The following is a 10801-nucleotide window of genomic DNA, read 5'->3' on the forward strand; positions in this document are numbered from 1 at the left end:
CCCGGGGGCCGGTGGTCCAGACCCGGACGTCGGGAACGGCCGGCCACGGCTACGCCATCCGGGTGACGTGTCCGATTCCGCGTAACCAGGCCTTCGCTCCTGCGACCCGTTGGGGGAAGCTCCGGAGAGGGGTGCCATGAAACGTCTCGTGATCTGCTGCGACGGCACGTGGAACACACCGGACCAGACTTCCGGCGGAACGCCGTCCCCCACGAACGTCACGAAGCTGGCCTTGGCCGTCGCCGGCGAGTTCGACGGCGTTCCCCAGCGCCTGTACTACCACCGCGGTGTCGGGTCCTACGGCCGGGCGCGGTTGCGCGGCGGCGCGTTCGGGGTCGGCGTGGCCCACGACGTGCTCCGCGCGTACCGGTTCGTCGTGGATAACTACGAGCCGGACGACGAGATCTTCCTGTTCGGCTTCAGCCGCGGCGCCTACACCGCGCGCAGCGTCGCCGGGCTGATCCGGAACGCCGGAGTGCTCAAGCCGGCCGCCGTCGAGCGGCTCGACGACGCGTACGCGCTGTACCGCGCGCGGTCGATCAAGCCGCGGGACATCGAGTCGGAGCTGTTCCGGCGGTCCTACAGCCACGAAGACACCCGGATCCGGTTCATCGGCGTCTGGGACACGGTGGGCGCGCTCGGGATCCCCACGATCGGGCCGAAGTTCCTGATGGACCGGATCAACCGGCGGTTCGCCTTCCACGACACCGAGCTGAGCAGCCGGGTCGACGTCGCGATGCACGCCGTCGCGATCGACGAGCGGCGCAAGGCCTTCCGGCCGGCCCTGTGGACGCGGCACGACGACGCCGGCGACCAGGTGGTCGAGCAGGTCTGGTTCTCCGGGGTGCACAGCGACGTCGGCGGCGGCTACCCGGACTCGTCCCTGGCGGACGTCGCCCTCCGGTGGCTGGCGGGCCGCGCGGCGGAGCACGGCCTGGGCCTGCGGAACGGCGCGTTCACGACCGAAGCCGGGTGGGGCGTCGAGAACCTCCCCGCGGTGCACGCGAACCCCCTCGGCGAGATCCACGAGTCACGCAAAGGGATCTACCGCCTGCAGCGGCCTCTGGCGCGGCTTCGCCTCGACCTCCGCGAAGCCGTCGCCATGTCCGTCGCGTCGAGCGCGGTCCGGCGGCACGACGCCGGCGCCGCGTACTGCCCGCCGGGGTTCGACGAACTCGCCAAGGCAGTCCCCGAGACCGACGTCGGCTGATCAGCCGACGGCGACGCCGAGGTCGGCCTCGAACCCCGTGGGCACCAGCACGTCCGACCGGCTGAGGTCGTGCACGCTCCGCTTGCCCAGCGCCAGCAGCGTCGAGTCGATGCCGCCCCGCAGCACGTCGAGGACGTTCTCGACGCCCGCTTGGCCGTCCGCGGCCAGGCCCCACAGGTACGCGCGGCCGATCAGCACCGCGCGAGCGCCGAGGGCCAGGGCCTTCACGACGTCGCTGCCGCGGCGGATTCCGCCGTCCAGCAGGATTTCCACCCGGTCGCCGACCGCCTCGGCGATCGCCGGGAGCGCGCGGATCGTCGCCGGGGTGCCGTCGAGGTTGTTGCCGCCGTGGTTGGACACCGAGATCGCGCTGACGCCCGCGTCCACCGCGCGGCGGGCCTCGTCGACCCGGATGACGCCCTTGAGCAGGAACGGGCCGTCCCACTGCGAGCGCAGCCAGGCGACGTCCTCCCACGACGGCGGCGGCGTCTGCATCCACTGGCCGTACGCGCCGAAGAACGTCGGCGACGGCTCGCCCGGCTGGGCCATGTTCGGCACGCCGAGGTCCGGCAGCGCGCGGGTGCGCACGTAGTCGAGCAGCCACCGCGGGTGCGTCAGGCCTTCCGGCGCGAAGCGCAGCAGCTCGCGGAAGGTGAGCCGTTCCGGGATGTGCGGGCTGCCCCAGTCGCGGCTGTGCGAGAACGACCAGTCCAGGGTCAGGATGATGCCGACGGCCCCGGCCGCGCGGGCGCGCTCGAGACGGCGCAGGATGTCCTCGCGGGTGCCGGTCCAGTAGACCTGGAAGTACGTGTTCGGGTTGGCCGCGACGACCTCTTCGATCGGCTTGCTGCCGAACGAGCTGAGGCCGATCGACGTCCCGCGCGCGGCGGCGGCGCGGGCCACGGCCACTTCGCCGTCCGGGTGCACCGCCTGCACCCCGGTCGGGGAGATCAGCACCGGCAGCGCGACGTCGCGGCCGAGCACGTGCGTGCTCAGGTCGCGCTCGCCGTAGTGCCCGGCGGTGCGCGGCGCGAACCGCAGCTCGTCGAATGCGCCGAGGTTGTCGGCCAGCGTCAGGCCCCTTTCGGAACCGGCGATCAGGGCGGAGTAGACGGAACCGGGGAGACGCTTCTTCGCGCGTCGCTGGGCTTCGGCGACGGACTCGAACCAGGTCATCGTGTTCCCTTCGGGTCGATCTCGAGCGGGCGCCGCACGACGGCCGGGCGGACCGGCACCGTGGTGCGCTGCGCCAGGCAGCCGGCCCAGACGCCGGCGCCGTACGCGATGTCGTCGGCGATCGCGGCCGCGGTGTAGCGGACGGGATCGAGCTCCGGCCGCCGCTGCGCCCACGCGGTCAGCGGGGGGCCCAGCAGCAGCGAAGCGACGGCGGCGCGGCGGCTCCAGCGCCGCCGCCCGCCGGGGACCAGCAGCGCGGCGAGGAGCGGGGCCGCGAACTGGGTGCCGTAGCGGCCACACCCGAGCCAGGTCTGCCGGACGGCGGTGGCCATCGCGCGCACGACCCCGGCGTCCGGGACGTCGTGGGCGCGCAGGAGCCGGACCATGCTGCCCACCGAGCCGCCGAACGCGAGCGCCGCGAGCGCCGGCCGGCGGGCCAGCAGCGCGCCGACGGTCAGCGCGGGCCAGGGGTGCAAAGCCAAGGGCGCCAGCGCTTTCGGGTGCCGCAGCGCCAGCGGCGCGGCGGACGTGCCGTAGCGCGCCCGGCGGCCCAGCAGGTCGCGCCAGGTCTCCGGTTCGTGGTGGTCGACGGCGACGTCCGGGGCGTAGCGGACGCGGAAGCCGGCCTCGTGCAGGCGCCAGACGAGGTCGACGTCCTCGCCGACGCGCAGCGCCGGATCGAAGACGGCGCCGTCGACCGCGACCGACGTCAGCGCACTGCGGCGGACCACGAGCGCGGCGGTCGGCACGTACGACACCCGCGTGCCCGGCGCGACCCGCGCGGGGCGGTCGCCGAGGTCGAGGCTGCCCGCGGCGCGGGTGTAGCGGCCGGCCCAGGTGCCGGGCGCCAGCGCGCGGACGCGGGGGGCGACGGCGGCGAGCAATGGGTCGGCGAAGTGCGTCGCGAGGCGGTCGGCCCAGCCGTCGGCCGGGACGCAGTCGCTGTCCAGGAAGGCGATCAGCTCGGTGCCGACGTGGTCCAGCGCGGTGTTGCGCGCGGCGCCCGGGCCGCCGTTGACGTCGCGGCGCACGAGCTTCGCGCCGTGCGCGGCGGCCACGGCCGCGACGGCGGCGGGGTCGTCCGAACCGTCGTCGACGACGAGCACGGGGTGCTTCTGGTCGAGCCCGGCCAGGCACCGGCCGAGCAGTTCCGCGCGGTCGCGGACCGGGACGACGACGGTGACGTCCGCGGGCGCCGCGGGCTCCGGCGGCACGGGATGGGCGAGACCGGCGTCGGTGAGCCGCCGGGCGAGCGTGCCGGTGGCGGCGGTGGTGACCGGGCCGTCGCCGAGGTCCTGCCACGCCTTGCGGCCCGCCCCGGTCAGCCGCAGCACACGGGCCGGGGAGCCGCCGAACCAGAGGCCGTCGGCGAGTTCGCGGGTGTCCGGGTCCAGCGCGACGCGGAACCCGGGCGGTAAGGGCGTCATAAGGCCAGGCCTCCGTCCACCGGCACGACCGCGCCGGTCATCGCCCCGCTGTCCGGCCCGGCGAGGAACGCCAGCACGGCGGCGACTTCCGCCGGGTCGAGGAGCCGCCCGGCGGGCTGCTGATCGGCGAACGCGGCCGCCTCGGGCAGGTCGTAGAGCCGGGCGCTCTCGGCGAGGATCGGGGTGTCGGTCGAACCGGGGCTGACGGCGTTGGCGGTGACGCCGCTGCGGCCCAGTTCGGCACCGAGCGCGCGGATCAGCCCGGCGACGCCGGCCTTCGCGGCGCAGTAGGCCGCGAGCATCGGCAGGCCGCGGGTCGCGGCGGCCGAGGCGACGGCGAGAAAGCGGCCGTCCCGCGGTTCGGGCCGGCGCAGCAACGCGGGCACGGCGGCCCGGGCGAGGTGGATGACGCCGTTCAGGTTGACCTCGAGAACGGCCTTTTCCCGCGCCTCGGGGACTTCCCAGAGCGGCACTCCCCCGGCGATCACGCCCGCGGCGGCGATCGCGACGTCGAGCCCGCCCCAGCGACGTTCGGCCTCGGCCACGGCGGCGGCCAGGGCGCCGGGGTCGCGGACATCGGCGACGAAGGCCGCGGCGTTGTCCCCCGCCTTCGCGACGACGGCGGCCAGCTCGGCCGCGGTGCCCATCGGGTACGGAAGGGCCGGATCATCGGCGGCGACGTCGACGGCGAGGACGGCATAACCCTGCTCGGCCAGCCGAAGGACGGTCGCGGCGCCGATCCCGCGCGCCGCGCCGGTCACGAGGGCGATGCGCGGGGTCATGCCGCCACCACGCCTCGGGTCGGGTGTCCACAGGGGACACCGGCGCCGGGTGCAGGCGCCGTCATGCGACCACCGCCGGATGCCAAGCGTCCACATGGGACACCAACGCTCCGGTCAGCAGCGCCAGCAGCTCCCGGCCCTCCGCCGCCGTCGCCGACGTCGGGTCGCCCAGCACCCCGGTCGCCGTCACCGCGCGGACACCGCCTTCGCGCAGCAGCGGCAGGACCTCACCCAGCGGCCGCGTGTCCCCCACGACCGCGCGGTCCATTCGCACTCCGCTCGGCCGCAACGCCAGCTGCAGCGCCGTTTCCGGCCGTCCGGCGTGCGGATCGCCCGGCCAGCGGGGCTGGAACACCTCGACGTCGCGCGACTCCGCCCGCAGGCGGGCGACGGCCCGGGCGACCGGGCCCGCGTTGCCGCCGTGGGCGGAGACGAACAGCAGCCGCCGGAAGGTTTCGGAAGCCGAGCGGCCCAGCTCGACCAGCAGCAGCTCGGTCGCCTCCTGGCCGATCGACAACGTCCCGGCGAAGCCCGCGTGCTCGCCGCTGGAGCCGTAGGCCACCGCGGGCGCCACCAGGACGTCCGGGCGTGCGGCCGCGAGCCCGTCGCACAGGGCCTGGGCGATGTCGGTGTCGGTGGTCAGCGGCAGGTGCGGGCCATGCTGCTCGGTCGCGCCGACCGGCACCGCCAGGATCGCCCCGGCCGCCGCGCGCTCGGCGACGTCCGGCGAGGACAAGGCCGTGAGCTGGGCGTTCTGGTCGGTCATCGTGGCTCCTGTGACACGCGGACGATTTCGGCACCCTGTGACGAATATCAGGCAGAGTAATGTCACCCAGTGTCAGAAACAAGCCTCACGAAGGAACGGCACACGAATGACCGAACCGACCCCCGCCGCCCGCCGCGGCCGCCCACCGGGCACCAGCGCCCGTGAGCTGGAGGTCATCGCCCTGCGGCTGTTCACCGAACGGGGTTTCCACGAGACGACGGTCGACGAGATCGCCGCGACCGCCGGGGTCAGCCGCCGCACGTTCTTCCGGTACTACGACGCCAAGTCCGACGTCCTGTGGAACGAGTTCGACACCGAGGTCGAGACGATCCGGAAGCTGCTCGCCGACGCGCCCGCCGGCCTGCCCGTGATGGACGCCGTCCGCGCGGCCGTGCTGGCCGCGAACCACTACCGCGCCGAGGACGTCCCCGAGCTGCGCAAGCGGATGAGCCTGCTCAGCTCGGTCCCCGAGCTGGCCGCGAGCGCGGCGATCCACTACGACGCCTGGGAACGCGCGGTCAGCGCGTACGTCGGCACGCGGACCGGCCAGCCCGCGGACTCGCTGTACCCGCTGGCGGTGGGCCGGGCGGTGCTGGCGGCGTGCCGCGCGGCCTACGAACGCTGGTCGGCCCGGGCCGACGCGGACCTGACGGTCTACCTGGACGCGGCGCTCCGGGCGCTGACCGCGGGCTTCGCGGACGCGGCGCTCACGGCCGAGCCGTCACCGGCCGGCTGAGCCGCCCTTGCCGGTGAGGATGTCGAACGCGTGCCGGCGGTGGGTGGCGAACAGCTCCAGCGCGGCCTCGCGGTCACCGGCGCGCAGCGCGGCGGCCAGCTGCCGGTGCTCCTCCGGGATCGCCGCGAGGTAGCCGTCGGCCTCGACGCCGACGCGCGTCAGCAGGAACAGGTGCACCTGCGAGCGGATCGCCTCCCACGCTTCGAGCAGGCGCCGGTGCCCGGCGGCGGCGTACACGGCGTCGTGGAAGCCGATGTCGCAGCGGACCATCTCGTGCTCGTCCGCGGCACGCGCCATCCGCCCGACGGCCGCGTCGACCGCCGCCAGCCCCTCGGCCGGGGCGCGCTCGATCACCAGCGCGACGGCGAGCTGCTCGAGGGCCGCGCGCAGCGTGTCGAGCTCGGCGACGTCCGGCTCGGTCAGGGCCGTCACGGTCGCGCCGCGGTGCCACTCGCTGCGCGCCAGGCCCTCCCGTTCGAGCCGCAGGAGGGCTTCCCGCACCGGCCCCCGGCTGACGCCCAGCGCGGCGGACAGCTCCACCTCCCGCAGCTGGCTGCCGGGCGGGTAGGCGCCGTCGAAGATGGCGTCCCGGATCCGGTCGGCGACCTCGTCGGCCAGCCCCCGCCGCCGCGCGGGCACCACCCGGCCGGGTTCGCTCATCGCTGTCCTTCCTCCAGGCTTGTCCCAAAGTTAACATCGCCGGCCCGGCAAACCGTGCGCGACGGCTCGGGCCGGCCGCTCACAGGTCCGACGCGCGCCGGAAAGCCCGACCGAGCAGCAGGACGGCGGCGAGCCCGAGCAGCCAGCCCAGCAGGAAACCGACCGTCAACGGCCACGGCACCGAGGTCCGCCACCAGTGGTAGCCCGCGGACAGCAGCCCGGCGGCCAGGCTGAGGAAACCGACCCCCTCGAACGCCAGCCTGGTCGGGTGCAGGAAGTTCCAGCCGGTGACGCTGAACCAGCCGCGGGTCGTGGGCGCGGCCAGCGCCGACGTCCGCCACGACTCCCACCGGACCTGCCCGCCGAGCCGCTGCGCCAGCGACTCGCGAACGTAGCGGCGGATCAGCTTGATGTGGAAGTCGTGCAGGATGTACCGGCTGCCGAGCAGGTACGCCGCGAACGGGACGAGCAGCAGCAGGGCGAAGTTCGCGGACGAGATCGCCACGCTGGAGATCGCGCCCGCGGAGGCCAGCTGGAGGGCGAACACGTTCCACTGGACCGTCGCTCGCCGCTCGGTCTCGGTCCGGAGCGCGTTGTACTCGGCTAGCAAGATCTGGGTGCGGGCCGCCGGATCGACCTCGCCGTCCGGTGGGGGTTCGCCGGGCTGCGTCATGCGACCAGGATCGCACGGCAGGCATCCGGATACCGCCTGTTCGAGCGTCGCCGGCCCCTGGTCACCGGGCGTGCCCGCAGCCCTCCCCCAGCCGGCTGCGGGCACGTCCCGTCGAGCAGAACCTGCCAGCGCCGCGCGAGCGGGTCAACGGGCCCGAAAACGTTTCGCGCCCGGCCGAAACGTCGTCCGGCGGGAATGCCGGGCGCCCCGGCGGAAACCGCGTCCGACCAGCGCTATTCTCGCCGGGAAGGGGGTGCGCCCGGCATGTTGGAAATTCACTTCACGGACGCGGACCTGGCGAAGCTGACCATCGCCGAGGACGCCGACCCGATGTGGGAGCTGCTGATGAGCAGCTACCGGATCCGGCGACCCGAGGGTGAGCCGTTCTTCGGCCGGTGGCGCCGGGGGTCGCGCTCCGCGGTCCCCGAGTCCGGGCGGCTGCTCATGGCCGCCGTGCCGCCGTACGGCTACTGCCCGGACTTCCTCACCCCGCTCGGCGCCCGCACGGTCGGCGACGGCATCGCCGCCATGCTCGAGACCCCGCCGCAGGTCCTGGCCGCCGACGTCGCCGAGCTCGCCGCGCAGGGCACCCGCGTCCCCCCGTGGCTGCGCCGCCTCGGCGACGGCGAACCGCGCGAGCTGCGCCGGCTGGGCACAGCGCTGCACGACTACTACCGCCAGTGCCTCGCTCCGGACTGGCCGGCGGTCCGCCGCACCGTCGCGCGCGACCGCCGCCGGCTGCAGTCCGGCCTCGAGCGCGGCGGGCCCCAGCTGCTGCTCTCGACGCTGCACCCGGACATCACGTGGAACCCGCCGGTGCTCCACGTCCGCTTCCCGGTCGACCAGACGCTCCACCTGGCCGGCCGCGGCCTCCGGCTGCTCCCGACGTTCTTCGCCCACGGCATGCCGACGACGTACAAGGACCCGGGGCTGCCGCCGGTGCTCGTCTACTCGATCGGCCACACGACCCTCGACAGCGACGCCGAGCCCGGCCCGTCACTGGCCGCGCTGCTCGGCCGGACCCGTGCCCGCGTCCTCATGACGGTGGCGATCACCCGCTGCAACACGAGCGAGCTGGCGGAGCTGACGGACATCGCCCTGGCCACGGCCAGCCAGCACGCGTCGGTCCTGCGGGCGAGCGGGCTGATCACCAGCACCCGGGCGGGCAAGTCGCAGATCCACGAGATCACGCCGCTGGGCCTGGGCGTGATCCGGGCCGGCTGACTCTTCCGGCCCTTGCCCTCGACGTTTCCCCGCGTTCAAGATGCGGTGGTGGAGAACGAAGTCGAGACGCGCAAGCCCGCCGCCCTGGAGGACGCATGACCGGACAACCCTGGCGGTGGGACGAATCGACGTGGCGCGGGCACGTCGAGCACGTCCGGGCGGGCCGCTCGCTGCGGCCCGCGTCGTGGCCCGGCGGCGCGAAGGTGGCCGTGGCGCTGTCGTTCGACTCCGACCACGAGACGCCCGCGTTGCGCGACGGCGACGTGCTGCCCGGCAAGCTGGCGCAGGGCGAGTACGGCGCGCGCGTCGGCGTGCCGCGGTTGCTGCGGCTCCTCGAGCGGTACTCCGCGCCGGCGTCCTTCTTCGTGCCCGCGGTCTCGGCGTTGCTGCACGACGGCGAAGTACAGTCCTATGTGGACAACGGGCACGAAGTCGCGCTGCACGGCTGGATCCACGAATGCAACACCGCCCTCACCGAGGCCGAAGAGCGTGACCTCGCCTTCCGCGCCGCCGACGTCCTGGAACGGCTCGCGGGCACCCGGCCGGTCGGCATCCGGACGCCGTCGTGGGACTTCTCCGCGCACACCCTGGCCATCACGCGCGAGCTGGGCCTGCGGTACGACTCGTCGCTGATGGCCGACGACGACTGCTACGAGCTCCTCGAACACGGCGAGCCCACCGGCGTCGTCGAGCTGCCGGTGGAGTGGATCCGCGACGACGCGCCGTACTTCATGATGGACCGCTTCGCCGCCCTGCGGCCCTACACGCCACCACGCGGGGTGCTCTCGATCTGGCGCGACGAGTTCGACGCGGCCTACGCCGACGGCGGCCTGTTCCAGCTCACCATGCACCCGCACATCATCGGGCACCGCTCGCGGATCGCGATCCTCACCGAGCTGCTCGACCACATCACCGGCCACGACGGCGTCTGGTTCGCCACCCACGCCCAGGTCGTCGACCACGTTCTCGGGGAGCTGCCGTGACGATCCTGCACGAGTGGGTGCGCGCCCATCGCGACGAACTGCTGGCCGACGTCGCCGCTTACGTCGGCATCGAGACTCCCAGTGACGACAAGGAATGCCTCGCGCGGGGACTGTCCTGGGTGGACGGCTGGCTGCGCGAGCGGCTGGGCCCGCCCGCGTCGGTGCGCGACGTCGACGGCGGCGTCCACGGCGACGTCAAGGTCTACGACTACCCGGGTGCCGGTCAGCCGGTGCTCGTGCTGGCGCACTACGACACGGTGTGGCCGCTCGGGACGCTCGCGGACTGGCCGTTCACGGTGGACGGCGACCGAGCGACCGGGCCGGGGATCTTCGACATGAAGTCGGGCCTGGTCCACGCGGTGTGGGCGCTGCGCGCGCTCGACGCCGCCGGGCTCCCCCGCCCGGCCGTCCGGCTGGTCCTCAACGGCGACGAGGAGATCGGCAGCCCGGCGTCCCGGCCGGTGATCGAGGAGGCCGCGGCGGGCACCCGCGCGACGCTGGTGTTCGAGGCGAGCGCGGCCGGCGCGGTGAAGACCGCGCGCAAGGGCGTCGGCCTGTTCCGCGTGCGCGCCACCGGCGTCGAGTCCCATGCCGGACTGGACCCGGCGAAGGGCGCGAGCGCGATCGACGAGCTGGCCCGGGCGGTCCTGGCCCTGCACGCGCTGGCCGACCCGGCTGCCGGGACGACGGTCAACGTCGGCGTGATCTCCGGCGGGACCAGGCAGAACGTGATCGCGGGGGCGGCGTCCGGCGAGGTCGACGTGCGCGTGTCGAGCGCGGCGGAGGCGTCCCGCATCGACGCGGGCCTGGCGGCGCTGACGGCCCACGACCCCCGCGCGACGCTCGTGGTGGAGGGCGGCTGGAACCGCCCGGTGATGGAGCGTTCCCCGGCAACGGCGGAGCTGTACCACCTGGCCCGCGCGACGGCGGCGGAGCTGGGCGTCACGTTGGCTGAGTGCTCGGTGGGCGGAGCCAGCGACGGCAACTTCGTGGCGGCGCTGGGCCACCCGGTCCTGGACGGCTTCGGCGCGGTCGGCGACGGCGCGCACGCGCGGCACGAGCACATCAGCGTCGAGGGGATGCTGGAACGAACAGCCCTGGCGGCCGCCGTCCTGCACCGCCTCGGCGAAAGCCCGGTGACCCCAGGCGGTCCGGCGGACTAAG

The 10801-nt window shown here is 74.5% G+C and carries 11 protein-coding genes; 5 read left to right on the forward strand and 6 right to left on the reverse strand.

The features are described from left to right. Positions 1 to 136: 136 nt before the first annotated feature. Positions 137 to 1210, forward strand: coding sequence for a DUF2235 domain-containing protein (locus OHS58_RS18590; RefSeq protein WP_328649193.1), 1074 nt, complete (start codon positions 137 to 139; stop codon positions 1208 to 1210). Here the strand turns inward: OHS58_RS18590 and mftD are convergent, their stop codons facing one another. The 4 genes from mftD to mftE all read right to left on the reverse strand — a co-directional run bounded on the left by mftD (position 1211) and on the right by mftE (position 5361). Continuing rightward, positions 1211 to 2386: a pre-mycofactocin synthase MftD gene (gene mftD / locus OHS58_RS18595; RefSeq protein WP_328649194.1), complete on the reverse strand. Its 1176-nt coding sequence runs from the start codon at positions 2384 to 2386 to the stop codon at positions 1211 to 1213. Then, on the reverse strand, positions 2383 to 3813 hold the full coding sequence (mftF, locus tag OHS58_RS18600; RefSeq protein ID WP_328649195.1) for a mycofactocin biosynthesis glycosyltransferase MftF: 1431 nt from the start codon (positions 3811 to 3813) through the stop codon (positions 2383 to 2385). The genes mftD and mftF overlap by 4 nt, the downstream gene beginning before the upstream one ends. After that, positions 3810 to 4595: a mycofactocin-coupled SDR family oxidoreductase gene (locus tag OHS58_RS18605; RefSeq protein ID WP_328649196.1), complete on the reverse strand. Its 786-nt coding sequence runs from the start codon at positions 4593 to 4595 to the stop codon at positions 3810 to 3812. Before OHS58_RS18605 ends, mftF begins: the two co-directional genes overlap by 4 nt. 61 nt (positions 4596 to 4656) lie before the next feature. After that, positions 4657 to 5361: a mycofactocin biosynthesis peptidyl-dipeptidase MftE gene (mftE, locus tag OHS58_RS18610; protein ID WP_328649197.1), complete on the reverse strand. Its 705-nt coding sequence runs from the start codon at positions 5359 to 5361 to the stop codon at positions 4657 to 4659. A 106-nt stretch (positions 5362 to 5467) separates the two neighbouring features. Here mftE and mftR point away from each other — a divergent pair, with 106 nt between their 5' ends. Continuing rightward, positions 5468 to 6097: a mycofactocin system transcriptional regulator gene (mftR, locus tag OHS58_RS18615; RefSeq protein WP_326948547.1), complete on the forward strand. Its 630-nt coding sequence runs from the start codon at positions 5468 to 5470 to the stop codon at positions 6095 to 6097. Here the strand turns inward: mftR and OHS58_RS18620 are convergent. Next, a complete protein-coding gene (locus OHS58_RS18620) occupies positions 6083 to 6757 on the reverse strand; it encodes a GntR family transcriptional regulator (RefSeq protein ID WP_326948546.1) in 675 nt (224 codons plus the stop codon). The genes mftR and OHS58_RS18620 overlap by 15 nt on opposite strands. Before the next feature lie 79 nt (positions 6758 to 6836). Further along, positions 6837 to 7430, reverse strand: coding sequence for a hypothetical protein (locus OHS58_RS18625; protein WP_328649198.1), 594 nt, complete (start codon positions 7428 to 7430; stop codon positions 6837 to 6839). Positions 7431 to 7694: 264 nt separating this feature from the next. On the opposite strand from OHS58_RS18625, the gene OHS58_RS18630 reads away from it, so the two are divergent. The 3 genes from OHS58_RS18630 (at position 7695) to OHS58_RS18640 (ending at position 10800) form a co-directional block, all read left to right on the forward strand. Beyond that, entirely contained in the window at positions 7695 to 8654 is a 960-nt protein-coding gene (locus OHS58_RS18630; protein WP_328649199.1) for an ArsR/SmtB family transcription factor, read from the forward strand. Positions 8655 to 8749: 95 nt separating this feature from the next. After that, positions 8750 to 9637, forward strand: coding sequence for a polysaccharide deacetylase family protein (locus OHS58_RS18635; protein ID WP_328649200.1), 888 nt, complete (start codon positions 8750 to 8752; stop codon positions 9635 to 9637). Next, positions 9634 to 10800, forward strand: a complete 1167-nt coding sequence (locus OHS58_RS18640) for a M20 family metallopeptidase (protein ID WP_328649201.1) — start codon at positions 9634 to 9636, stop codon at positions 10798 to 10800. Before OHS58_RS18635 ends, OHS58_RS18640 begins: the two co-directional genes overlap by 4 nt. The last annotated feature ends 1 nt before the right edge of the window (position 10801 follow it).

The sequence above is a fragment of the Amycolatopsis sp. NBC_00348 genome (assembly GCF_036114655.1).
Taxonomy (GTDB): Bacteria; Actinomycetota; Actinomycetes; order Mycobacteriales; family Pseudonocardiaceae; genus Amycolatopsis.

What these genes read in the sequence shown, in the direction of transcription:
- OHS58_RS18590 (WP_328649193.1), top strand. Translation starts at nt 137, where the DNA reads ATGAAACGTCTCGTGATCTGCTGCGACGGCACGTGGAACACACCGGAC.
- mftD (WP_328649194.1), bottom strand. Translation starts at nt 2,386, where the DNA reads ATGACCTGGTTCGAGTCCGTCGCCGAAGCCCAGCGACGCGCGAAGAAG.
- mftF (WP_328649195.1), bottom strand. Translation starts at nt 3,813, where the DNA reads ATGACGCCCTTACCGCCCGGGTTCCGCGTCGCGCTGGACCCGGACACC.
- OHS58_RS18605 (WP_328649196.1), bottom strand. Translation starts at nt 4,595, where the DNA reads ATGACCCCGCGCATCGCCCTCGTGACCGGCGCGGCGCGCGGGATCGGC.
- mftE (WP_328649197.1), bottom strand. Translation starts at nt 5,361, where the DNA reads ATGACCGACCAGAACGCCCAGCTCACGGCCTTGTCCTCGCCGGACGTC.
- mftR (WP_326948547.1), top strand. Translation starts at nt 5,468, where the DNA reads ATGACCGAACCGACCCCCGCCGCCCGCCGCGGCCGCCCACCGGGCACC.
- OHS58_RS18620 (WP_326948546.1), bottom strand. Translation starts at nt 6,757, where the DNA reads ATGAGCGAACCCGGCCGGGTGGTGCCCGCGCGGCGGCGGGGGCTGGCC.
- OHS58_RS18625 (WP_328649198.1), bottom strand. Translation starts at nt 7,430, where the DNA reads ATGACGCAGCCCGGCGAACCCCCACCGGACGGCGAGGTCGATCCGGCG.
- OHS58_RS18630 (WP_328649199.1), top strand. Translation starts at nt 7,695, where the DNA reads ATGTTGGAAATTCACTTCACGGACGCGGACCTGGCGAAGCTGACCATC.
- OHS58_RS18635 (WP_328649200.1), top strand. Translation starts at nt 8,750, where the DNA reads ATGACCGGACAACCCTGGCGGTGGGACGAATCGACGTGGCGCGGGCAC.